The 22,533-nt window shown below is 70.2% G+C and carries 18 protein-coding genes; 10 read left to right on the top strand and 8 right to left on the bottom strand.

All coding sequences use genetic code 11. The annotated features are described in order from the left end of the window. Position 1: 1 nt before the first annotated feature. The 3 genes from CRYAR_RS39750 to CRYAR_RS39740 are packed head-to-tail and all read left to right on the top strand — an operon-like array spanning position 2 to position 4,743. Positions 2-1,321, top strand: a complete 1,320-nt coding sequence (locus CRYAR_RS39750) for a glycosyltransferase family 2 protein (RefSeq protein ID WP_084701568.1) — start codon at positions 2-4, stop codon at positions 1,319-1,321. Next, entirely contained in the window at positions 1,318-2,586 is a 1,269-nt protein-coding gene (locus CRYAR_RS39745) for a lipopolysaccharide biosynthesis protein (RefSeq protein ID WP_035858546.1), read from the top strand. Before CRYAR_RS39750 ends, CRYAR_RS39745 begins: the two co-directional genes overlap by 4 nt. A gap of 15 nt (positions 2,587-2,601) precedes the next feature. Then, positions 2,602-4,743 carry a hypothetical protein gene (locus CRYAR_RS39740; RefSeq protein ID WP_035858544.1) on the top strand — a complete coding sequence of 714 codons (2,142 nt, stop codon included), beginning with the start codon at positions 2,602-2,604 and terminating at the stop codon, positions 4,741-4,743. A 49-nt stretch (positions 4,744-4,792) separates the two neighbouring features. Here CRYAR_RS39740 and CRYAR_RS39735 read toward each other — a convergent pair whose 3' ends face one another. Then, the gene (locus CRYAR_RS39735; protein ID WP_035858542.1) at positions 4,793-5,818 is read right to left on the bottom strand and encodes an alpha/beta hydrolase-fold protein; all 1,026 of its coding nucleotides are present in this window, start codon (positions 5,816-5,818) and stop codon (positions 4,793-4,795) included. A 110-nt stretch (positions 5,819-5,928) separates the two neighbouring features. Between CRYAR_RS39735 and CRYAR_RS39730 the strand changes: the two genes are divergently transcribed. Next, complete coding sequence (locus CRYAR_RS39730) at positions 5,929-6,579, top strand: DedA family protein (RefSeq protein WP_035858539.1); 651 nt, start codon at positions 5,929-5,931, stop codon at positions 6,577-6,579. Here CRYAR_RS39730 and CRYAR_RS39725 read toward each other — a convergent pair. From CRYAR_RS39725 to CRYAR_RS39710, 4 genes are all read right to left on the bottom strand, one after another. Then, positions 6,517-11,331 carry a DNA repair ATPase gene (locus tag CRYAR_RS39725; RefSeq protein ID WP_035858536.1) on the bottom strand — a complete coding sequence of 1,605 codons (4,815 nt, stop codon included), beginning with the start codon at positions 11,329-11,331 and terminating at the stop codon, positions 6,517-6,519. The genes CRYAR_RS39730 and CRYAR_RS39725 overlap by 63 nt on opposite strands. Further along, positions 11,331-13,448 (bottom strand): SPFH domain-containing protein, encoded by a 2,118-nt coding sequence (locus CRYAR_RS39720; RefSeq protein ID WP_035858534.1) that lies wholly within the window; start codon positions 13,446-13,448, stop codon positions 11,331-11,333. Before CRYAR_RS39720 ends, CRYAR_RS39725 begins: the two co-directional genes overlap by 1 nt. A 4-nt stretch (positions 13,449-13,452) precedes the next feature. Continuing rightward, positions 13,453-14,019 carry a hypothetical protein gene (locus CRYAR_RS39715; protein ID WP_211247869.1) on the bottom strand — a complete coding sequence of 189 codons (567 nt, stop codon included), beginning with the start codon at positions 14,017-14,019 and terminating at the stop codon, positions 13,453-13,455. 135 nt (positions 14,020-14,154) lie between these two features. Continuing rightward, positions 14,155-14,727, bottom strand: coding sequence for an NYN domain-containing protein (locus CRYAR_RS39710; RefSeq protein ID WP_035858530.1), 573 nt, complete (start codon positions 14,725-14,727; stop codon positions 14,155-14,157). 91 nt (positions 14,728-14,818) lie between these two features. Between CRYAR_RS39710 and CRYAR_RS39705 the strand changes: the two genes are divergently transcribed. Together CRYAR_RS39705 and CRYAR_RS39700 are read left to right on the top strand one after the other, a co-directional pair. Further along, positions 14,819-15,826 (top strand): hypothetical protein, encoded by a 1,008-nt coding sequence (locus CRYAR_RS39705; RefSeq protein ID WP_035858528.1) that lies wholly within the window; start codon positions 14,819-14,821, stop codon positions 15,824-15,826. A gap of 14 nt (positions 15,827-15,840) precedes the next feature. Next, a complete protein-coding gene (locus tag CRYAR_RS39700) occupies positions 15,841-16,401 on the top strand; it encodes a hypothetical protein (RefSeq protein WP_035858526.1) in 561 nt (186 codons plus the stop codon). On the opposite strand, the gene CRYAR_RS39695 is transcribed toward CRYAR_RS39700, so the two are convergent. Together CRYAR_RS39695 and CRYAR_RS39690 are read right to left on the bottom strand one after the other, a co-directional pair. Continuing rightward, complete coding sequence (locus tag CRYAR_RS39695) at positions 16,398-17,147, bottom strand: cache domain-containing protein (protein ID WP_084701566.1); 750 nt, start codon at positions 17,145-17,147, stop codon at positions 16,398-16,400. The two genes, CRYAR_RS39700 and CRYAR_RS39695, sit on opposite strands and share 4 nt — an antisense overlap. A gap of 28 nt (positions 17,148-17,175) precedes the next feature. After that, positions 17,176-17,934, bottom strand: coding sequence for a FadR/GntR family transcriptional regulator (locus tag CRYAR_RS39690; RefSeq protein WP_051571621.1), 759 nt, complete (start codon positions 17,932-17,934; stop codon positions 17,176-17,178). A 146-nt stretch (positions 17,935-18,080) separates the two neighbouring features. Between CRYAR_RS39690 and CRYAR_RS39685 the strand changes: the two genes are divergently transcribed. The 4 genes from CRYAR_RS39685 (at position 18,081) to CRYAR_RS39670 (ending at position 22,154) form a co-directional block, all read left to right on the top strand. After that, positions 18,081-19,130 carry an ABC transporter ATP-binding protein gene (locus CRYAR_RS39685; protein WP_051571618.1) on the top strand — a complete coding sequence of 350 codons (1,050 nt, stop codon included), beginning with the start codon at positions 18,081-18,083 and terminating at the stop codon, positions 19,128-19,130. Between the two features lie 36 nt (positions 19,131-19,166). Next, positions 19,167-20,366, top strand: a complete 1,200-nt coding sequence (locus CRYAR_RS39680) for an ABC transporter substrate-binding protein (protein WP_035858524.1) — start codon at positions 19,167-19,169, stop codon at positions 20,364-20,366. Positions 20,367-20,472: 106 nt separating this feature from the next. Next, the gene (locus CRYAR_RS39675; RefSeq protein WP_035858522.1) at positions 20,473-21,351 is read left to right on the top strand and encodes an ABC transporter permease; all 879 of its coding nucleotides are present in this window, start codon (positions 20,473-20,475) and stop codon (positions 21,349-21,351) included. After that, positions 21,348-22,154, top strand: a complete 807-nt coding sequence (locus tag CRYAR_RS39670; RefSeq protein ID WP_035858520.1) for an ABC transporter permease — start codon at positions 21,348-21,350, stop codon at positions 22,152-22,154. Before CRYAR_RS39675 ends, CRYAR_RS39670 begins: the two co-directional genes overlap by 4 nt. On the opposite strand, the gene CRYAR_RS49305 is transcribed toward CRYAR_RS39670, so the two are convergent. Next, a complete protein-coding gene (locus tag CRYAR_RS49305; protein WP_051571616.1) occupies positions 22,151-22,519 on the bottom strand; it encodes a helix-turn-helix domain-containing protein in 369 nt (122 codons plus the stop codon). The two genes, CRYAR_RS39670 and CRYAR_RS49305, sit on opposite strands and share 4 nt — an antisense overlap. Positions 22,520-22,533: the final 14 nt, after the last annotated feature.

Raw genomic sequence — 22,533 nt, 5'->3', positions numbered from 1 at the left:
GATGACTCGAATCCCCGGCGTCGTGCTGGACGTCGAGCTCTCCGCTCCGCTGCCTTCCGTGCACGCCGTCGACACGCTCGGACATCGCCGGGAGGCGGCCTGGGTGATCGTCCGGCTGTTCACCGAGCCGCTCGCGATGGTGCGGCTCGACCTGCCGTCGGACGACGAGTTGAGCCCGGAGGACCTGCTCGGCGGCATCCTCGCGGAGTGCCGCGAGGCGATCGCGGCTCGCATCGACGTCTCGTCGCTCACGCCGGACGGCGTCCCGCTCGCGGCGCTGCCCGCGACCCCGCCGTTCCTGGCCGGTCGGGCCCGCGCGCTGGAGCTGGCGCCGCCGGTCACCGTCGTCATCTGCACCCGGGAGCACCCCGACGAGCTGCGCGACTGCCTGATCAGCCTGACCGACCAGGAGTTCGACCGGTTCGACGTGCTCGTCGTCGACAACGCGCCGAGCAGCGACCGCACCCGGCACGTGGTGGAGGAGTTCGCCTCGCGGCTGCGGATCGAGTACGTCGTCGAGTCGCGCCCCGGTCTGTCCAGGGCCCGCAACGCCGCGCTCGCCGCGCTCAGCCGCGAGCCCGGTGAGCGGATCGTCGCCTGGACCGACGACGACGTCCGGGCCGACCCGCACTGGGTCGCCGAGATCGTCCGCGCGTTCGTGGAGAACCCGGCGGCCGCGGCGGTGTCGGGCGTCGTCGTGCCGGCCGAGCTCCGCACCGACGCGCAGGTCTGGTTCGAGCAGTTCGGCGGGCACAGCAAGGGCCGCGGGTTCACCGCCGACGAGTTCGGCCCGCTCACCGCGCAGAGCCCGCTCTACCCACTGCCGGCGTTCGGCGTCGGGGCGAACATGGCGTTGCGCCTGAGCGCTCTGCGCTCGCTGAAAGGCTTCGACGAGGCCCTCGGCGCCGGTACGCCCGCCCAGGGTGGCGAGGACACGCTGATCTTCAGCCGGCTGCTCGACCGCGGCGCGACCACGCTCTACCACCCGGCCGCGCTCGTGCGCCACGTGCACCGCGCCGACCTCGACGGGCTCCGCACGCAGATGGCCGGCTACGGCGCCGGGCTCACCGCGTTCTACGCCGCGCTGCTCCGCGACGACCCGCGCCGGCTGGTGCGGTTGCTCGCGCTGGTGCCACGGGCGTGGAAGGACCTCACCAGCTCCGACAGCGTCCGGGTCGGCACGGTCCGCGACGACTTCCCGCCCGAGCTCTTCGCCGCCAACCGGCGTGGCATGCTGGCCGGCCCGTGGCGGTACGTCCGCGGACGGATCGCCCCCGTACCCGCGCGCGTGGCGCAGAAGACCGCGGTGGGACTCCGATGACGATCGCGCCGCCGGCGCCGCCCGCGCCGACCGGCTGGCGATCGTCGACGGTCCTGCGGCAGGCGTCCGCGCTGATGTCGTCGACCGTGTTGGCGTCGGCGTTGAACATGCTCTTCTGGGTCGCGGCCGCCCACCTGTACCCGACCGACGAGGTCGGGCACGGCAACGCGACGGTCTCGGCGATCGCGCTCGTCTGCGGGATCGCGCAGCTCAACCTGTCGTCGGTGTTCGTGCGGTTCCTCCCGCAGGCCGGGCACCGCACCCGGGCGTTCCTGGCCTCCGGCTACGCCGGGATCCTCGTCGGCTCGGCGCTGTTCAGCGCGGTCTACCTGCTGCTCGGTCTGGGCCACGGCTTCGGCCTCGGACGCTGGGACTGGCTCGGGTTCGTACTCGGGGTCACCGTCTACGCGCTGTTCTACGTGCAGGACGGCGTGCTCACCGCGTTCGGCCGGGCCGGCACGGTCGTGGCCAAGCAGGTGGCCACCTCCAGCGCGAAGCTCGTGCTGCTGGTCGCTCTCGTCACCACCGGCTCCGAGCTGGGCATCGAGGCCGCGTGGTGCATCCCGGCCGCGGTGGCGGCCGTCGTGGTCACGTTCGTGATCTTCGGCCGCCTGGTGCCGGGCCGGACCGCGGGCGAGTCCCGGCTCCCCGGGCCCCGGCAGCTCGGCAACTTCGTGGCCGCCGAGTACGTCAACAACCTGGTCGGGAACGTCGTCACGCTGATCCCGCCGGTGCTCGTCGTGCACCTGGCCGGGTCGGTGGCCAACGCCTACTTCGCGGTGCCGTGGCTGATCGTCATCACGCTCCAGACGCTCGTCTGGAACATCATGATGTCGTTCATCGCGCAGGTCGGCCGGGACCCGGACGGCCTGGCCCAGCACCTGCGCCGGATCCTCGGCCTGGTGGCGGCGGTCGCCGTGGCCGGCACCATCGGCCTGGTGGCCCTCGGCCCGACGCTGCTGCTCGTGCAGGGCGGCGCGTTCGCCGACGGCGGTGGCGCCCTGCTCCGGGTGGCCGCGCTGAGCTTTCCGTTCACCGCGGTCGTGATCGTCTACTGCGCGCTGGCGATCCTGGTGAACCGGCTCTGGCCGGCGGTGTTCGTCCAGGCCGTGACCGCCGTCGTTTTCCTCGGTGGCACGGTCGTGTTGCTGCCACGGCTCGGGCTGCCCGGCGTCGGGCTCGCGTACGTGGGAGCGCAGGCGTTGACGGCCGTCGTATTGCTACCCGGGCTCATCTCCCGAATCCGGACTTTGATGCATCAATAGGTACAGAATGATGTGATGACCGTCCGTCTGTTCTCGCCGGTGTCGCGCGGCACCACGTCGCTCGGCACCCCGACGTCCGAGACCGGCCTGGCGGCGGTCGCCGCGGTACTCGTCGCGGCCGGCACCATCGCGCTGCTGATCCCGGCCGGGCCGATCCGGCTGGTGCTGCTGCTGGCGTTCTTCACCGCCGCCCCGGGCGCGGCGATCGTCAGCCACCTGCGGATCGCCGACCGGGTCGTGGCGGCCGCGCTGTCGATCACGTTCAGCCTGGCCGTCACCGGGCTCGGGGCGGCGTCGATGGTGTGGGTGAAGTCCTGGCACCCGAACGCGGCGACCGTGGTCGCGCTGGTGTTCACGGCGGCGCTCGCGCTGGCCCGGTTCCGTCACCCGGACGTGGAGCGGGCCGACGCCTACCAGCGGGGGCCGCTTCCGGCGGGGGCCCATCCCGCGCTCAGCCCGACGCTGTTCGTGGTCGCGATCGGGCTCTGGCTGGTCACCGTGCTGCGCGCCGACCCGGAGCGGATCACGCTCTACGGGCTGACGTGGGGGCTCGGGGTGCCGTTCGTCGCCGCGATCGTGATGGTGGGCGTGGGGTTCGGCGTCGAACTGTTCGGACGCGGCCGGACGCCGGTGCTGCTGGCCGGCGTCGGCGCGATGGGGTTGTTGGTCTGGGCGACCGCGCCGCTGCTCGTGCCGGTACCCGAGTACCCGTGGGTGTACAAGCACATCGGCGTCGTCGAGCTGATCCAGCGGTACGGCCGGGTCGTCGACCCCGACGACATCTACCAGCGCTGGCCGGTCCTGTTCGCCGCGGCGGCGCAGCTCTCGGACGTCGCCGGGGTGCCCTCGATCCGGTTCGCGGGCTGGTCGACGCCGTACTTCGGCCTGATCGACGCGCTGATGATCGCGGCGATCGTGCGGGGGTTCACCCGGGACGTGCGCACGGTGTTCCTCGCGGTGTTCCTGTTCGTCTGCTGTCTGTGGGTCGACCAGAACTACTTCTCGCCGCAGGCCTACGCGTACGCGCTGAGCCTGGGTTTCTTCGCGCTGCTGATGCACGGCTGCCGGGGGTTGCCCGGCGCCGGGACGGCCTGGCGGCTCGATCGGCTGCGGCGCTGGCTGGTGCGTGACGCCCCCGACGTGGCCGATCGGCCGCGGTGGCCGCTGCTGGTCGCGGTCGCGGTGGTGTTCGCGGCGGTCACCGCGGCGCACCAGCTCACGCCGTACCTGCTGCTGTTCGGCGTCGGCGTGCTGACCGTTCTCGGGTTGATCCGGCCGTACTGGCTGGTGCTCGTGCTGGCCGTCGTCGCCGGTGGGTACTTCGTGCCGCGGATGGGCGGGGTGAGCAGCCAGTACAACTTGTTCGACGGCTTCGACCTGTTCCACAACGCGGCCGGGACGTCGAGCGGGTGGGGGACGCGGGCGCAGGAGTTCTCGGCGATCGTCGCCAGGGGGCTCTCGGTGGTGGTGTGGCTCGCGGCGCTCGTCGTCGGGTGGCGGCACCGCCGTGGGCTCGGGCGGATCGTCGTCCCGCTCGTCCTCGGGTTCACGCCGTTCCTGCTGCTGCTCCTGCAGAGCTACGGCGGCGAGGCGATCTACCGGGTGTACCTGTTCTCGGTGCCCTGGTGCGCGATGCTCGCCGCGTCGTGGTGGGCGGGTCTCCGGCGGGGAGGGCTCGGATCGGGCGTGGTGCTGGCCGTGCTCGCGATCGCCGCGCTCCAGGGGCTGCAGGGGCAGTTCGCACTGCACGTCGTCCCGCCGGCCGACCTCCGCGCGGCCCGCTACCTCGAGGCCCAGGCACCGGCCGGCTCGACGATGACGATGCTCGCGCCCGCGTTCCCGGCCCGCCTCACCGCCGACTACGGCAACCTCAACCCGGGCCACAGCGTCGACCCGTCGATCACCGACCAGCCGTCCTTCAAGCACGTCATGCTCGACGCCGACCAGCTCCCGGCCATCGAAAGCTGGGCGGCGTCGTACGGCGGCACCGAGACCTTCCTGGTGATCACCCCGCTGATGCAGACGACGGCCGAGTACTTCGGCAACCTGCCGACCGGCTCGGTGGATGCCCTACGCCGAGCCCTCGACGAGTCCGACCGCTGGTCCACCTACTACCGCTCCGGCGCCATCACCATCTACCGCCTGGAACCCACCTAGCCGTACTCGGCCGGCCGGTCCAGGCCCCGGGGACGTTCCCACATACGGCCTAGCGGGCCAGGCGTTCGGCTAGCCATTTCAGCGACTGGGGGTAGCGGTAGTCGATGCCGCCGTGGGTGGCGTCGAACAGTTCGAAGTGAATGCGGTCGTCGGGCACGCCGATTCGCTGCAAGCCCCGGTGGAACGCCTGCGCGCCCACATCCAGGTACCACTCGTCGCGGGTGCCGGCGTCGATCCAGATCGCTCGCTGGGAGCGCAGTGCGTCCGCGTAGGTGTCGACCATCCGCACCGGGTCCCAGTCCAGCCACCGCTGCCAGCGCTCCGGGATCAGCTCCCCGGTCACCGGGTCGAACGGCAACTGCGGGGTGCCGTCCTCGTCGGCCGAGAAACAGGCCGTGCAGCCGAGCAGGAGCAGCAGGTACGCGTCGGCTTCCTTGGTGAACGAGGTCCGCGACCGGAAGTCGGACCACCACCGCTGGATGTCGCCGTCGTAACCGCGGAGGAACCGCACGGCCTTCGGGAACTCGGCCGCGTAGCAGTACTCGTAGAGCGAGTCGCCCGCGTGCGTGGCCAGCGCCCCGAACAGGTCCGGACGCAGCATCGGCGTGATCATCGCCCCGAACCCGCCGGACGACTTCCCGGTGATGGCCCGCGACTCCGGCCGCGCCAGCGTCCGGTACCGGGCATCGACCCACGGCACGACCTCGTCGCAGAGGTACGAGTGGTAGCGGCCGGTGCCGGGGGAGTCCACGAACTGCGAGCCCCCGTACGCGGTCCACGCGTCGACGTACACCACGACGCAGCCGGGTGCCTCGCCCGAGGCGAACAGCGCGTCGGCGGCCTCCGGGAACGGCTGCCGGTACGCGGTCCGGTTGTTCCACATGGCCAGGTGGCCGGTGTAGCCCTGGATCACGTACACGGCCGGCCACCGCGCATCGGTCGACGCGTACCCGGGCGGTGTGTACACCCACAGTGGACGCTCATGCGGATCCCCCAGGGGATTACCCCGGAGCAACGTCGAATCAATCGTCTCCCGATGAAGCTGACCAGCCATTTCGGTGTCCCAGGGAAGCATGCGTCCAGCCAATCACGGCTGGCGGAAGTCAGGGTGTGTCCCTGACGAAAGTGCATTAATCCGCTGCGAGGCTCGTCCGTAGCGTCTGGCTCCGAGCCGAAGGAGCGCACATGATCACCGACATCCTGGACTGGCTTCAATCGCTGCCGCCGCCTGCGGTGATCGTCGTCGCGGGGCTGCTCGTGCTGGGCGAGTGCACGCTCGGTCTCGGCCTGATCGTGCCGGGGGAGTCGAGCCTGCTCGTCGCGGCCACCACGGTCGACGGGCCGGGCCGGTTCGTCGCGCTGTGGGCGGTGGTCACGCTGTGCGCGATCCTCGGCGACGCGATCGGCTACACGATCGGGCGGCGGTACGGGCCGCGGTTACGGGAGACCCGCCTGATCCGCCGCTACGGCGCCGTGCTCTGGGACCGGGCCGCGGCCACGCTGCAGAAGCGCGGCCCGTGGGCGGTGTTCTTCATCCGCTTCCTGCCCGCGGTGCGGGCGCTCGGCCCCGCCGCGGCGGGGAGCGCCGGGCTCACGCTCTCCCGCTTCCTGCCCGCCGCGGCCCTCGGCGCGGCGAGCTGGTCCGCGTTGCACGTCGGCATCGGTGCCGCGCTCGGCTCCGCCGCCCGCCGCATCGAGGACACGTTCGCCCTCGGCGGTTACGCCGTCGTCGGGCTGCTCGCCGTCGTCCTGCTGACGTTGGCCATCCGGACGCTACGCGCGCGGCCCAAGTCGGGTGATGGCCTGCTCGACCTCCCTGACCCGGTCGGCAAGTAGGCCCACCGCGCCGACCGCCCGGCCCAGCGGGTCGTCCGCGCCGCCCAGAGCGCGCTCGCGCAGGTACCCCTCCTTCACGGCCGCCCACCGCTCGGCCGTCGCGGGAGTCAGCACCCCCCGCAGCTCCGCCAGCTTCAGCAGGTTCGCCTCGGCGTCCGCCGCGAGCGTCTGCGCCTCACCGACGTAGTGGTCGTCGATGACGGCTTCGAGCTCGGCGTCGTTCATCACCGGCAGCACCCGCTGCGCCATCTTGTTCATGTTCCGGTACGAACCCTGCAGCCGGTACGGCGGCTCGGTACGCGAAGCGTCCGCCTGGGCCGCCGACGCGATGTACGCCTCGTTGTTGCGCAGCACGACCCGCTGCACGCGCAGCAGATGCCGGAGCACGGCCAGGATCTGCTCCAGCTCCACCGAGGAGTAGGTCTTCTCCAGCTGGTCGGGCCGCACGGTCGCGTCTCCGCGCGCGAGCCGGACGAGCAGCTCGACGTCGGCGGGCGCGCCGGTCGAGAGCGGAGCGAGCACCGGGTTCGACGTGAGCGTGTTCTCCAGGAAGCTCAGCGCGAACAGTTCCTCGCGCCCGGAGAGCACGTCGCCGAGGTTCCACACGTCGGCCCGGTTGGCCAACATGTCCGGCACCTGGAACCGCTGGCCGGACTCGGTGTACGGGTTACCGGCCATGCACACCGCGAACCGCTTGCCGCGCAGGTCGTACGTCTTCGTCTCGCCGTTCCAGACGCCCTCGATGCGCCGCGTGGCGTCGCAGAGCGAGATGAACTTCTGCAGCAGCTCCGGCGAGGTGTGCTGGATGTCGTCCAGGTACAGCAGCGTGTTGTTGCCGAGTTCCAGCGCGAACGAGATCTTCTCGACCTCGCGCCGGGCGGCCGCGTTCGGTGCCTCGGCCGGGTCGAGCGAGGTGACGTCGTGGCCCAGCGCCGGACCGTTGACCTTCACGAACACCAGGCCGAGCCGCGACGCGACGTACTCCATGAGCGTCGTCTTGCCGTAGCCGGGCGGGGACAGCAGGAGCAGCAGGCCCATCTGGTCGGTACGCGAGTCGGGGCCGACGGTGCCGAGCTGCTTGGCGAGGTTGTCGCCGATCAGCGGCAGGTAGACCTGGTCGATGAGCCGGTTGCGGACGAACGAGCTGAGCACGCCGGCTTCGAGCTCGTTGAGCCGGAGCCGGGCGCGTTCCTCGGCGATCACCGCGGCGCGCTGCTTCTGGTACGCGCGGAACGCCGGCACCCGGACGTCGGCGAATCGGCGGACCCGGGCCAGCACGTCGTCGAGTCGCACGGTGAGCGTCCGGCCGGCGATGCGGGGATGGGCCGAGAGCAGCCCTTCCACCGTCGTTTCGAGGGACGCCGTCGAGTCCCGGCGGGGCACCGCGTCGCCGATCAGCAGGTACGCGACCGCCTCGTCGCGGTCTTCGCTCGCGTCCGGCGAATAGGCCGCCATCCACGCGTCGATCAGCCGGTGCCGGGCCGTGACGTCGTCGCCGAGTTCCTTGAGGTCCTCCTCCAGCGTGGACGCGTTCGGCCCGAGCGCCTTCTCGAACCCCGCGACCAACGCGGCGGCCGACGGGCCGGTGACGAACCCGAACGGCTCGTGCGCCAGCTCGGCGATCAGGTACTCGGCCGCGAGCAGCGGCTGGTCGGCCTCGGTCATCTCGGCGGCCAGGTCCGCGGTCAGCGCGGCCAGCCCGTCGGCGGCGCCGAAGATCTCGTTCGCGCGGGTCAGCGACCGGGCGCGGACCTCCCACTGCTTGCGGTCCCGGACCGCGTATGCCCAGAAGAGCTGAGCCGCCGCCCGCGCCCGCGGCGAGTACCGCAGCAGCCCGGCGCCGTCGTACAGCTCGACCAATTTCCGCAGGATCAGCGCCGCGTCCTGGTCGTGGACCCCGCGCTCGTACCCCTCCTCGTACCGGTCGGCCGCGGCCGCCTGCACCTTCGACGGGTCACGCTCGCCGGCGAGCAGCAGCGACCCGGCGAGATACTCCACGCGGCTCAGCGACGCGTCCTCGGAGACCAGCGGCTGGTCCCAGAACTCGGCGGTCGCCGCGAAGGTCGGGTCGGCGACCGGCGCGCGGTAGTCGGTGCCGGTGATCGCGAACACCGGCCTGCCGTCGTGCGGCACCAGCGTCAGCTCGGCCGGCTGGGTGTTCACCGCGAACCGGTGGCGCCCCAGCCGGATCGTGTCGCCGTCGTACAGGTCGGTGCGGTCACGCAGCGACCGGCCGGCCTCCTGGCGCGCGGTCGCCAGCCGCCGCTCGAACTCCTCGGCGCGGATCGGGTCGCCGAGCGTCTTCAGCTCACCGATCAGTCCACGCAGCGTGCCGACCATCGGGTCGGTCGCGAAGTACGTGTTGACGTCCTCGAGCGTGGCCAGCGTGGTGGCCCGGCGCTGGATGCTGCCGAGGATCCGGTCGGCGCTCCCGGCCAGCCGGTTGGCCCGCCGCTGCCGGTCGTCGAGGAGCGCCTGCTTCCGCGCCGAGAACGCCTCGTAGACGTCCTCACGCTTCTCCGCGAGCGAACCGAGGAACTCGTCGAAGTGCCCGAACCGGGACTCCAGGCCCTCGACCTGCGCCATCAGCTTCGCGAGCTGTTCGTCGCAGGCCTCGGGGGAGTCGGCGACCGCTAGCGCGCCGGTCACGGCCTGCCCGAGCAGCGCGAACTCGGCCGCGAACTGGGCCCGCCCCTCGACCGCGAGCAGCTCGCGCCGCCGGGCGTCGAGCGTGGCCCGGGCCCGGTTGATGCTGCCGAGCACACCGCCGATCCGCGCCAGCAGCTCGGTGCGTACGGTCGCGTCCTCGATGTCGAGCGAGGTGAGGACCTCGGTGACGACGGCCAGCCCGTCGGACTGCTGATCGAGCCGCTCGGCGAGCGGCGCGGCCTCGGCCACCGACGCGATCGCTTCGGCGTCGGCCGTGAGCTGTTCGGCCTGTTGTTCGTAGCTGTCGAAAGCGCCGTCGCCGCGGAGGAACTCGACCGCCCGGCGGCCGGCAGCCGCGAGCTCGTCGGTCAGTTCCGCGGCGAGCGCGTCGACGGCGGCCACGTCGACGTACCGGACCTCACGCAGCCCCACCAGCCGGCCCTGGGCCCGGCGCAGCGACGCGAGCTGGGCCGCCCACTCCTCGGCGGTGGCCGGCGACTCCGTGCGCGCACCCCGGATCAGCGTGCCGATCTCGGTGACCGCGGCGGCGAGCGCCTCCGCGGCCTGCGCGGTGAGGCTCTGGACCTTCTCGAACTCTTCCCGGACCTGCTCGGCGGTGCGACGCAACTGACCCAGCGGCGCGTCCAGGCCGCTGTCGGTGAGCCAGTGGTACTGGTCGACGGCCCGGCGGCACGCCCCGATCAGCGCGTCGAACGCCGCCTCGGTCGGCGTCGTCTCCTCGGCCATCCGGGCGACCGACAGCAGGTCGGAGATCCCACGGACCAGGTCGGCGTTGCCGATCCGCTCCAGTGGTCCGGTGCCCACCGGCTGCGCCGCCGCGTACGTGTCCGACACGTACGGCGTCTGCCACACCTGCAACTGGTGGACGCGAGTCGGCTCGGCGCTGGTCGCGCGCAGCACGACGAGCGTGCCGTCGTCGTAGAACGCGTACCCGTGGCAGGGGATCGGGTTGGCGATCTCCTTGCGGATCACGTTGTACGGCAGCAACAGGTACCGGCCGTCGCCGCGGTTGTGGAAGACGTAGAGGACGTCCTCGCCGTTCGTCGAGCGGATGACGCGCTCGAACTCCAGCCCGGTCGTGTCCTGGTCGAAGACCCGGTGGACGCCGGTGGCCAGGTAGTACCCGCCGGGCACGATGATGCCCTGGTCCTCGGGCAGCCGCTGGCAGGCCTGTCCGATGCCGTCCAGCCGCAGGACGTCACGGGTGAGCGTGTTGAAGATCAGGTAGCGCCAGGCGTCCTCTTTGTAGGGCCGGATGCGCAGCAGGATCAGCGGCCCGATCCGGGCGTAGCCGACGTCGGCGTCGGCCAGGCTCTGCAGCGGCTCCTTGACCGGCTCGGTGTAGATGCCCTCGCCGGACTCGGTGTTGTTCTCGACCTTGATCGTGAGGTCGCCGCCGATCGTCTCGACGAACACCACACCCTGGATCGAGATGTGCGGGTGCCGGCCGAGGACGTGATCGTTGCGGGTGGTCTCGACCCAGTCGAAGTCCTGCTTCGCCGGGAACGTGTGGTCGCGCTCGCCCTTGTTGTCGACGTACTGCGCCGACCCGTCGAGGTTGAGCCGCCACCGCAGCACGCGGTTGTCGTCGGCGTTGGGGCTCGTGCGGAACACCGCGAGCAGCAGCGGGTCGACCCGCCGCAGCTGCAGCAGCGAACTCTCCCGGAAGTACCGGTACTGCTCGCCGAGGTCCTTGGTGAACTGCTCGTCGGTCAGGAGCGGGTCGTGCTCGAGCTGCTCGAAGCTCAGCCGGTCGTTGTCACGCACCAGGCGGTGCACCGAGAAGACGTCGTCGACGGTCGTCTCCGGCTTCATGCCCAGGTAGGCGTTGTAGCCGAAGAGCAGCCGGTCGCCGACCGACGCGATGTCCCGCGGAACGCAGTTGTGAGCGGTGCGGATCTGGGCGGTGCCGGTGAGACGCAGCTCGGTGCCGCCGAAGACCTCGAGGCGCTGGGTGTTCAGCGTCTCGACGTGCTCGGCCAGCTCGGTGGCCTGGGTCTTCAGCCGCGTGCGGAGGACGTCGTAGGTTCCGGCGTCCAGCCCCGGCGTTGCCGGGGCTGGATCCGTCGCTACCTCGGTCACTACTTCGTCGCGCCGTTCAGAGCGGTGAGCTGGGACAGCGGGGTGTCGGCGATGCCGAGCTGACGGGCCGAGCCGAGGAGCTCACCGAGCTTCGCGGCGTCCGGGCCGCCACCCTTGATCATCTTCATCAGCAGCGCGGAGATCGTCAGGTTGCGGATGTCGGCGGAGTCCACCGAACCGAGGACGTTGCGCAGGTCGTCGGTGAAGCTCGCGGAGCCGTCCAGCCAGGGCTGGGTCAGCTTGCCGGCCACGTCGGAGTGCTCGACGAACTTGTCGACGCCCTTGCCGAACGCGATCGAGCTCATCAGCCGGTCGAAGAACACCGTGTCGCCACCGACGATGTCGATGTCGGCGTTCTGCAGACCGGTGGAGAGCACGGTGGCCTGCGCCTCGGCGATCTGCCGCTGGACGTCGATGTTCGCCAGCTGGATCTCCTTCTGGGCTTCCAGCCGCAGGCGGTACTCCTCGTGCTGGCGGGTGGCGTCGTCGAGCGCGGCCATCGCGGCGGCCTTGTCGGTGAGGCCCTCGGCCTCGCCCTTCAGCTTCTCGCGCAGCGCCTCGGCGTCGGCCAGGCCCCTCTCCTTGACGGCCGTCGCCTCGGCGAGGCCCTTCTCCTTCGCGATGGCGGCTTCGGCCAGACCCTTCTCCTTGGCGACGAGCGCCTGGGCCAGGCCCTTCTCGCGGTCGGCGACGGCCTCGGCGAGACCGCTCTTCTCGATCGCGTCGGCCTCGGCCTCGCGGACCTGCACCGCGGCCAGGCCCGGCGCGGCGGCCTCGGCCTTGGTCGCCTCGGCGAGCCGGATCTTCGCGGCGGCGTCGAGCTCGGCGGCCCGCTGGCGCGACTCGGCCAGCGTGAGCGCTTCGCGGGCCAGGTGCTGCGCGGCCTGCTCGGCGGCCTCGGCGGCCTTGATGTCCTTGACCAGCTTCTCCTGCGCCTCGGCCTCGGCCTGGATGATCAGCGTCTGGCGCATCCGCTCGGCCTCTTCGACCGCGCGCAGCTTCTTGATGTTCTCTTCCTGCTCGGCGACGGTCTTCTCGACCGCGATGCGCTCCCGGACGATGTCGGCGATCGCGCGCTTCTCGACCTCGACCTCTTTGTCCTTGTTGATCGTGGAGAGCTGGGTCTCGCGGTCCCGGGCGATGACCTCGAGCAGGCGGTCCTTCTCGATCCGCTCGGTCTCGATCGCCAGTACCCGCTCGCGGTTCTTCTCCGCGACCGCGATCTCCCGGTCCTTGTTCTGGTTCTGGATACCGAGCGCTTCGTCGGTGATCAGGTGCGCCTTCTGGGCCTTCAGCCGTTCCTCGGCCTGGACGCGCGAAATCTCGGCCTCTTCGCGGGCCCGGTTGGTCTCGATGTCACGCCGCTGCTTGATCTCGGCGTCGGCCTGCCGGCGCTGCAGCTCGAGAACCGCTTCCTTGGCGTCGACGTTCTGGCGCGTGATCTCTTTTTCTTCGGTGCGCTGGAATTCGTTGGTACGCACGTGCTCGATCGCCGTCAATTCGGTGATCTTGCGAATGCCCTGCGCGTCGAGAATGTTTGCCGGGTCGAGCTGGGTGAGCGGCGTCTGCTCGAGGTAGTCGATCGCGGCGTCTTCGAGGCTGTACCCGTTGAGATCGGTGCCGATGACCGCGATGATCTGATCGCGGAATTCGTTCCGCTTCGTGTAGAGGTCGACGAAATCGAGTTGCTTACCGACGGTCTTCAGCGCCTCGGAGAATTTCGCGCTGAACAGTTCCTGGAGCGTGTCCTGGTTGCTCGCGCGTGCGGTGCCGATCGCCTGCGCGACCTTGATGACGTCCTCGACGGTCTTGTTGACCCGCACGAAGAACGTGATCCGGATGTCGGCACGGATGTTGTCGCGGCAGATCAGGCCCTCACGGCCGGTCCGCGCGATCTCGATTGTCTTCACCGAGATGTCCATGACCTCGGCGCGGTGGAGCACCGGAATGACCGTCGCTCCGGTGAAAGTCACGTCGACTTTCTTGACCTTCGAAACGATCAGGGCTTTGCCCTGTTCGACCTTTTTGAACAATCTGCTCACCATGATGGTGAGGCCGAGAACGACGATCAAGGCGACGGCGATCAACACGCCGACCCCGAGGGCCACAGCGTCCATGAATTTACCTAGCTCCGTGGTTGGGCAGCGTCGACGGCATCACGAAGAAGTATTCGCCGTCCGAGTCGTAGTCGTAGATCAGCGCGGTTTCACCCGCGCGAAGGTCGTACTCGCCAGTTTGGCGCACCTGCACAAGTGCCGACGATCCGTCGTCGGCGGTGACTTCGGCTTGACCGAATTTGGCGTCGACCCGGCCGGTGCGGATCACGCAGACCTGGCCGAGGAAATCCGAGCGGGACGGCAGCTTCTCGTCCGGAAAGAATCGGCGCAGCGGAAGGGCCAGTAGCCGGGTCGCTAACCAGGCGACGACGACTGCTCCGGTCAGCAGTCCGACGTCGATGAGGAATCCGTCGTTGCCGAGCACCGCGCTCCCCACGAACGTGCCGAACCAGGCGACCGCGATCAACACCGACAGCGAGACGCTCGCCGGCACCCCGCCGAGGCCGATCGCACCGAGCGCACCGGTGCCGTCCGCGCCGGCGTCACCGTCGAGCGCGTCGACGCCGAGGCCGCCGGCGATCACCAGGACCCAGTAACCGACAACTACCACGAGCGCGAAAGTGAAGATCACCGCTGGGAAGCCGAAGGCCGCACCTAACAGACCACCCACCGGGCGCTTTCCTCTCCGCCGCATCGTTACTTTCTTGCCGGCAGAGTGGCAGTTCGGGCGAAGAAATGCCAGGTAGTCGTCTTATGTGCGACTGAACTACAGGTACGGCAGCGGGTCGAAGCGGTCGATGTTGATGATGCGGACGCGCGGCAGGCGCGCGTTGAAGCACCGGACGTCGTCCTCGAGGTCGTAGATCTCCAGGCCCTCGGTGGTCAGCTCGGTGAACCGGGAGTTGACGAACTCGCGGAACCCGAGCAGCCCCACCCGGCGGGTGCCGTCGAGGAGCCGTTCGATCTGATCGAAGAAGTCACCGTCGTGGCTGGCCAGGAGCACGTCGCCGGGCCGGTCGACGAGCGCGTCGAGCGTCCGCTGGATACCGATGTCGACGACCTTCTCCCCGGTGCTGCCGGAGAGCGGGATCGGCTGGTAGTCCAGCGCGAGCAGCGCCTGGATGAACGGCAGCGGCAACTGGCCCGAGCTCGCGTTGAGGAAGAACAGGGCCTTGACCGGACGGTCCCAGGTTTCGCTGGCGAAGTCGCGGACGCGCTCCCAGCGGGGACGCTCCTGCGGGCTGGGGCGGCGACCGCCGAAGATGTTGCTGCCCAGCGTGGCGTCGATGTTCTCGCCGTCGACCAGTAGATAAGTGGTCTGCGCGGGGGCCCGGTCCATGCCGACACGGTAGTCGCCTCGCTAAATCGGCGAGTTATCGGCCTCATCATCCGGATGCTTCCGCCGATGACAGTCGCAGGAGGTGGCGCCTGTGACCGACCCGTACGGCGGAGGACGCCATCGGGGTGCGGCGCTCGACGAAGACGACGCTCCGACCGCGGCGTTCTGGGTGGACCCCGATCCGTGGACCGAGGACGAGACCCCCACGGCTCGGTTCGTGCTGAACTCCTACCGTGGAGTGTTCGACCACCCGGACGACGACGCTCCGACCATGCGGTTCGTGCTCAACCCGTACCGCGAGGCGTACGAGCCGTTCGGTGACCGTCCGCCCGCGGTGATCGAGGGCGAAGTGGTCTGGCGGGGCGAGGTGCCGTCCCGCCCACCGGCGCGCGAGTACCGTGCGACCGGCTACGGCACGCCGGAGTACTGGGACGACGACCCCGACGACGAGCAGGCAGTAGACGAGCCGGCGGACGACGAGCAGGCGGACGACGAACCGGCGGAATCGGCCGACGAGATCCCGGCCGACGACGTCGAAACCGACGACGAGCGCTTCCCCGACGTCCCGGCCGACGAACCGGCCGAACCGGTCGAGCCGCGCTGGGAGGACCTGGGTCCGCACACCGTCGGCGGCGCCACCGAGCTGATCGTCCAGGAGCTGGCCCCGGCCGAGATGACCCGCTTCCCGATCGTCGTCCAGCGCTTCTTCGAGGACGAGGTCCTGCGGCGCCGCGTCATCCGCTGGGCGCTGTCGGGCGCCCGACGCGACGACCCGCTCGCGCTCCAGCTGGGTGGTCCGAAGTCCGAACTCGTCACGGTGCTGTCGCTGGCGATGCTCACCTGCGCGGCGACCGGTGTGCTCGGGCACGTCGGGACCCGCCACCACGGCGGTGTCGCCCGCTGGCGGCGTAACCGCGGTGCGGCCCGCCGCCGCCTGATCCACGGACCGGCCACCGCGCTACCGCACCTGAGCAGCCTCGGCACCGCCACCGTCGGCCAGATCGTCGAGGAGGCCGCCGAGGACGCGGGCTTCACTCCCGACCGCGCGCGCCGCCTCAGCATCCTGATCCTGTCGGCCCTCACCCGCCCGCTGCACTGAGGCACGATTGCTTCGTGGACGTCACTTACCGCAGCACCGACGACGGGTGGGAGCCGGTGCTGTCGACCGGCGAGCGGCTCGATCCGGCTCCGGACCTGGCCACCGCCCGGGCCGCGGTGCGCGAGCGGTTCGGCGCCGACGCGACCGAGACCGTCCAGGTACCGCTGGAGGGCCACGGCGTCGTCGTGGACGGGGTGCGCTTCGAGCTCTTACCCCCGCTCTACGGCGCCGACGACCACTCGCCCGACCAGGACGCGCTGCTCACGGCCTGTGCCGAGTACTACCGGGAGCGGGTGCCCTCCGGCGTTCGCGTGGAGTGCGCCGGCCACCGCGTGCGTATCGACCCGGCGCCGTTCGGTCTCGTCGCCGACCTGTTCTCCACGCTCGACGGCACGAGCACGACGAGGACCGCGGCCGACGCCCGCACGCAGCTGACCGACGCGATGGCGATCGCGGTGCCCGACGGGTTCGTCCGCGTCGTGCACCAGTTCGACGGGCTGGAGGAGTTCGGCGAGGTCGGCCACTTCCACCTGGTGCTCGCCGACCGCTGGCCGGGCGACGCACCCTGCCTCTAATACATCAACCCGATCGGGAAGTTCCCGCACCGGACCAGCCGGGTGCCCGCCACCGAGCCGTGCTCCCACAGCGCGGCGACGTCGACGTCGCGCACCAGCGAGCCACCACGCCGCTGCGGTGAGTTCGAGGCGATGACCCGCCCGTGCGCGTTGATGAGCGTCGCCGGGCACGGCACCGCACGCAGCGACGGGAGCGCGATCGCCTCGAACAGACCCACGTCCACGTCGCTGCCGACGACGCCCAGGAACCTGTCGCCGTGACGCACGGCCGCGGTGAACGTGAGCGTGTAGTCGTCGGTGCAGATGTAGTCCACGTACGGGCCGGTGACCGTGCGCTCGCCGGTGCGCTGCGGATCCCGGTACCAGGGCAGCGTCGTGTAGTCGTAGAAGTTCTCGCCGTCCGGGTCGACGTCGACGACCAGCCGGCTGGGCTCACCGGACGGCTCGCGCACCCACCACTCGAGCCACCAGGGCGCGTCGGCGAGCAGGTGCGGTGCGGCGACGAAACCGGCGCCCTTCGCGAGCCCGCCGGGTATCCGCAGCGGGGCGGTGAGCGTGGGGTAGAGCTCGGCCAGATCGTCCCGGCCGACCGTGGTGCCACCGGCGAACGCGCTCTCGACGTCCCGGCGTAACGCGGCGACGCCGTCGAAGACCTCCTCGACGGTTCTGCGGACCACCGACACCACCGCAGCCGTCGCGGGGCCGACCGGCGTCGCGGTCGGGTGTGCGGCTCGCGTGCGATCCATTACCGGATCATCCCGCAACCCCGGACATTTACTCCCGCGGCTGACGAATCAATTCGAGGTGACGTTCGGTCAGATTGCTCACGGCGTCGGAGATTCGTTCCTGCGCGGCGGCGCGTGCTCGCGGACCGTCACCCTCGTCCACGGCGGCGGTCAGCGCCCGGCACCGCTCCACCGCCAGGGAGTGCGCGGCGTCGTCCACCATCACCAGCCAGAACAGCGGCCCGACCTCGGTCTGCAACGCCATTTCCGCCCTGGTCAAGCGGGCCGACTGCGCGGCGGCCGCCACCTCGATCGAGAAGTGGCCGTCCGCGCGGCGGCGATCCCCCGGGCGGACCGCCGTCTCGAGAGTGGCCACCGCACTCCGGAGGCGCGCCACGTCGTCGCGGTCGGCCCGCTCGGCCGCGAGTTCGGCCGCCGCCCCGCTGATCGCCGCGTAGTGATCCCCGATGTCACGTAGCGTGCTCGGGCTGTAGTCGCGTAGCCGCTCCCGCAACACCTCGGTCGTGTCCTCGGCCGGCGAGCGGACGAAGCTCCCCCCACCTCGCCCGCGCCGGGTCTCGATCAGGCCCCTCTGCCTCAGCGCGGTCAACGCTTCACGAACAGTGACCGTCGAAACGCCGAAACCGGTAGCGAGGGCGGTTTCGCTCGGCAGCTGTTCGGCGTCGGTGAGCAGGCCAAGCATGATCGCGTCGGCCAGCCGATGGGTCACCAACTCGGTGCGGCTCAGGCTCTCCAGCGGCGCGAACAGCGCTGATCGCGGACCACGGTTGAACCGTCGCGTGCCCATCGACCCTCCCGTGTGGAGCGCTCAGGTTACTCCACGATAAATTCCAACGTACTCAGGTTGTGCTGTGAACTATGACGTCATAGGTTTCGGCGCGTAGTCATCAGCTGTCCGCCTCACCCAACGTCGTCGTCTCACCAGGAGTTCCGTTGAACCCCACCAGGGACACCGCCCCGGCCATCGAACTGCGTGGACTGCGCAAGACGTTCGGTGACGTCGAGGCCGTCGCCGGCATCGACCTGGAGATCCCGGACGGCGAGTTCTTCTCCTTGCTCGGACCGTCCGGTTCCGGCAAGACGACGCTGCTGCGCATGATCGCCGGCTTCGAGCTACCCACCGCGGGCCAGGTCTTGCTGCACGGCACCGACGTCACCAGCCGGCCGCCGTACGACCGGGACGTCAACACGGTCTTCCAGGACTACGCGCTGTTCCCGCACCTCACGGTCGTCGGCAACGTCGAGTACGGGCTCCGCGTCAAGGGCGTCGGGAAGAAGGAGCGCCGGCAGCGCGCGCTGGAGGCGCTGGAGTCGGTGCGCCTGGCCGGCTTCGGCGACCGCCGCCCCGGTCAGCTCTCCGGTGGCCAGCGCCAGCGCGTCGCGCTCGCCCGCGCGCTGGTGAACCGGCCGAAGGTGCTCCTGCTCGACGAACCACTCGGCGCGCTCGACCGGGCGCTGCGCCTGGAGATGCAGGTCGAGCTCAAACAGTTGCAGCGCGACGTCGGCATCACGTTCGTCCTGGTCACCCACGACCAGGACGAGGCGCTGACGATGAGCGACCGGGTCGCGGTCGTCCGCGGCGGGCGGATCGAGCAGATCGCGTCCCCGGCCGGCCTGTACGAGCACCCCGACACCGATTTCGTCGCCGGGTTCGTCGGCGTCACCAACTTGCTGTCCGGCCCCACCGCGACCGCGCTCCTCGGCTCGCCCGACATGGTGAGCATCCGGCCGGAGAAGATCCGGATCCACCCGCTCGCCGACGCCGGTGACGGCCCCGAGGGCACGGTGCTCGAGGAGATCTATCTCGGCGCCTCCACCCGGTACGTCGTGGATCTCGACGCGGGCGGCCAACTCGTCGTGCAGCGTCAGAACGACGACGACCGCGGCATCGGGCGCGGCGACCGCGTCCGCCTGCACTGGCAGGCCGCGCACGCGCTGCCGGTGCACGGCGAGCCGGTCGCGGCGACCGCCACCACTTCCTGACTCCTCCACACCCCCTGTACGGAGAAAGCAGGCACCATGAAGTTAGCCCGTGTCTTTGCCGGGGTCGCCGCCGTCGTGTTGATGGCAGCGGCCTGCGGTACCAGCGACGACTCCGGGAGCAGCTCGGAGTCGGAGGCGGGCTTCACCCCGCCGAAGCTGGAAGCGCTGAAGAAGCTCGGGACGCCCGAGGGCGCGCTGAACGTCCTGGCCTGGGCCGGGTACGCCGAGGACGGCTCGAACGACCCGAAGGTCGACTGGGTCACCCCGTACGAGAAGGCCACCGGCTGTCAGGTCAACGTGAAGGTGTTCGGTACCTCGGACGAGGCCGTGACGCTGATGAAGACCGGTCAGTACGACGTGGTGTCGGCGTCGGGTGACGCGTCGCTGCGGATGATCGCCGCCGGCGACGTCGAGCCGGTGAACACCGGCCTGGTGCCGAACTACGCCGACCTCTTCCCGTTCCTCAAGGACCAGAAGTGGAACAGCGTCGACGGCGTCTCCTACGGGGTGCCGCACGGGTGGGGCGCGAACCTGCTGATGTACCGCACCGACGTGGTGACGCCGGCGCCGACGTCCTGGAGCGCGGTGTTCGAGGACAACGCCGCCACCAAGGGCAAGGTCACCGCGTACGACTCGCCGATCTACATCGCCGACGCGGCGCTGTACCTGATGAAGACCAAGCCCGACCTGGGGATCAAGAACCCCTACGCGCTCGACGACAAGCAGTTCAAGGCGGCCGTCGACCTGCTGAAGAAGCAGAAGGCCAACGTCGGCGAGTACTGGTCGGACTACCTGAAGGAAGTCTCGGCGTTCAAGTCCGGTGACTCGGTGATCGGTACCTCCTGGCAGGTCATCGTCAACGTCGCGAAGTCCGAGAACGCGAAGGTCGAGGCCGTGCTGCCCACCGAGGGTGCGACCGGCTGGTCGGACACCTGGATGGTCGGCGCGAAGTCCGAGCACAAGACGTGCGCGTACAAGTGGCTCGACCACATCGTGTCGCCGCAGGCCAACGCGCAGGTCGCGGAGTACTTCGGCGAGTCGCCGGCCAACCCCAAGGCCTGTGAGTTCACCGCCGACAAGAAGCACTGCGACACCTTCCACGCCGGTGACGCCGAGTACGCGAAGAAGATCTGGTACTGGTCGACGCCGATCACCCAGTGCCTCGACGGCCGCACCGACGTGAAGTGCAAGGACTACAGCGCCTGGACCCAGGCTTGGACGGAAATCAAGGGGTAGGTGGGCGGCCCGCTGAGGGCAACGCTGCCGATCGTCAGCGTTGCCCTCAGCGGGCTCCAGGTTCAGGCAAAAGACAACGCGCGCTTTGCGTGCTTAAGGAGAACGGATGACGGCGACGTTGGAGCGGCGCCCGTCGGTGGCGCGGCGAGTTTCGACGGCGCTGTACCGGCGGCCCAGGGCTCGGCTCGGGATCTTGCTGTCGGTGCCGCTGCTGTGGCTCGGGCTGGCCTACCTGGGGTCGCTGGCGGCGCTGTTCATTGCCGCGTTCTGGTCGGTGAACGACTTCACCGGCCAGATCGTCCGGTCCTGGACGCTCGACAACTTCACGACGTTGTTCACCGGCGAGGTCTACCGCGCGATCACGCTCCGGACGATCGGCGTCGCGATCGGCGTCACGGTCATCGACGCGCTGATCGCCCTTCCGGTGGCGTTCTACATGGCCAAGGTCGCGTCCCCGCGGGCCCAGCGGCTGCTCGTCGTCGCGATCCTCACGCCGCTCTGGGCCAGCTACCTGGTGAAGGTCTACGCCTGGCGGCTGATGTTCTCCGGCGACGGCATCCTGTCCTGGCTCGGCGGAACCCCCGGTTACGGCATCACCGCCACCACCGTGACGCTGGCCTACCTCTGGCTGCCGTACATGATCCTGCCGGTCTACGCCGGCCTCGAGCGCCTGCCCGACTCACTGCTCGACGCCGCCGGTGACCTCGGTGCGCGTCCTCTGCGGACGTTCCGCACGGTCGTGCTGCCCACGGTCTTCCCGGCCGTGGTCGCCGGTTCGGTCTTCACGTTCTCGCTCTCGCTCGGCGACTACATCGCGGTCCGCATCGTCGGCGGTACGAAACAATTGCTCGGCAACGTCGTCTACGACAACATCGGCGCGGCCAACAACCTGCCGTTCGCGGCCGCGGTCGCCACCGTGCCGGTCGCGATCATGCTCGTGTACCTGGCCGCCGTCCGTCGCACCGGTGCCCTGGAGAACCTGTGACTCTCTCGCGTACCGCCCGGATCGCCCTGCGCACGTTCACGTTCCTCGCGCTCGGCGTCGTCTACGTGCCACTGCTCGTCGTCCTGATCAACTCGTTCAACTCCGACCGGACGTTCGGCTGGCCGCCCTCGGGCTTCACGCTCGAGTGGTGGGAGCGCACCGCGCAGAACAAGGGCGCTCTCGACGCGCTGCTGACGAGTATCCAGGTCGGCCTCGTGGCCACCGTGATCGCGCTGGTGCTCGGCACGCTGGCGAGCTTCGGCCTGCAGCGGCACAAGTTCTTCGGCCGGGACTCGATCTCGCTGCTGATCGTGCTGCCGATCGCACTGCCGGGCATCGTCACGGGTATCGCGCTGAACAACGCGTTCCGCACCGTGCTCGGCGTCGACCTCGGGTTCTTCACGCTCGTCGTGGCGCACGCGACGTTCTGCGTCGTGATCGTGTTCAACAACGTGATCGCGCGGCTGCGCCGGCTCGGCGGGAACCTGGAGGAGGCGTCGATGGACCTCGGCGCCGACATGTTCACCACGTTCCGGCTGGTGACGTTCCCGATGCTGCGTTCGGCCCTGTTCGCGGGCGGCCTGCTCGCGTTCGCGCTCTCGTTCGACGAGATCATCGTGACGACGTTCACCGCGGGCGCCGGTACACAGACGCTGCCGATCTGGATCCTGAACAACCTGTTCCGGCCCAACCAGGCGCCGGTGGTCAACGTCGTCGCCGCGGTGTTGATCGTCCTGTCGGTCGTGCCGATCTACCTGGCCCAGCGGCTGTCCGGCGACAGCAAGGGCGGCGGCCGCTTCTAGGCCGTGGACGCTTTCCGGTAGCGGCCGGGGGAGACGCCGTACGCGCGCCGGAAGGCTCCACTGAACGCGAACTCGGTCGAGTAGCCGACCTGGCGTGCGATCGCGGCGAGCGTCAGGTCGGAGCCGTGCAGCAGCTGCGCGCCGAGCGCGAGGCGGGATTCGGTCAGGAAGGCACGCAGCGGTCGGCCGGTGACCTCAGTGAATCGGCGGGCGAACTCCCGCCGGGGCAGCCCGGCGTGGTCGCTGAGCTGCTGCGCGGTCCACGGTTTCGCCGGGCTGGACGCGATCTGGCCGACGACGGCCGCGATGGCCGGGTCGTCGAAGCCGTCGTCGGCCGGATAGCGGCGCAACAGCTCCCGGAGCACGTGGGTGAGGACCA

Origin of the sequence: Cryptosporangium arvum DSM 44712 (genome assembly GCF_000585375.1) — a bacterium.
GTDB lineage: Bacteria > Actinomycetota > Actinomycetes > Mycobacteriales > Cryptosporangiaceae > Cryptosporangium > Cryptosporangium arvum.
This window is presented reverse-complemented; position numbering and strand designations above follow the sequence as displayed.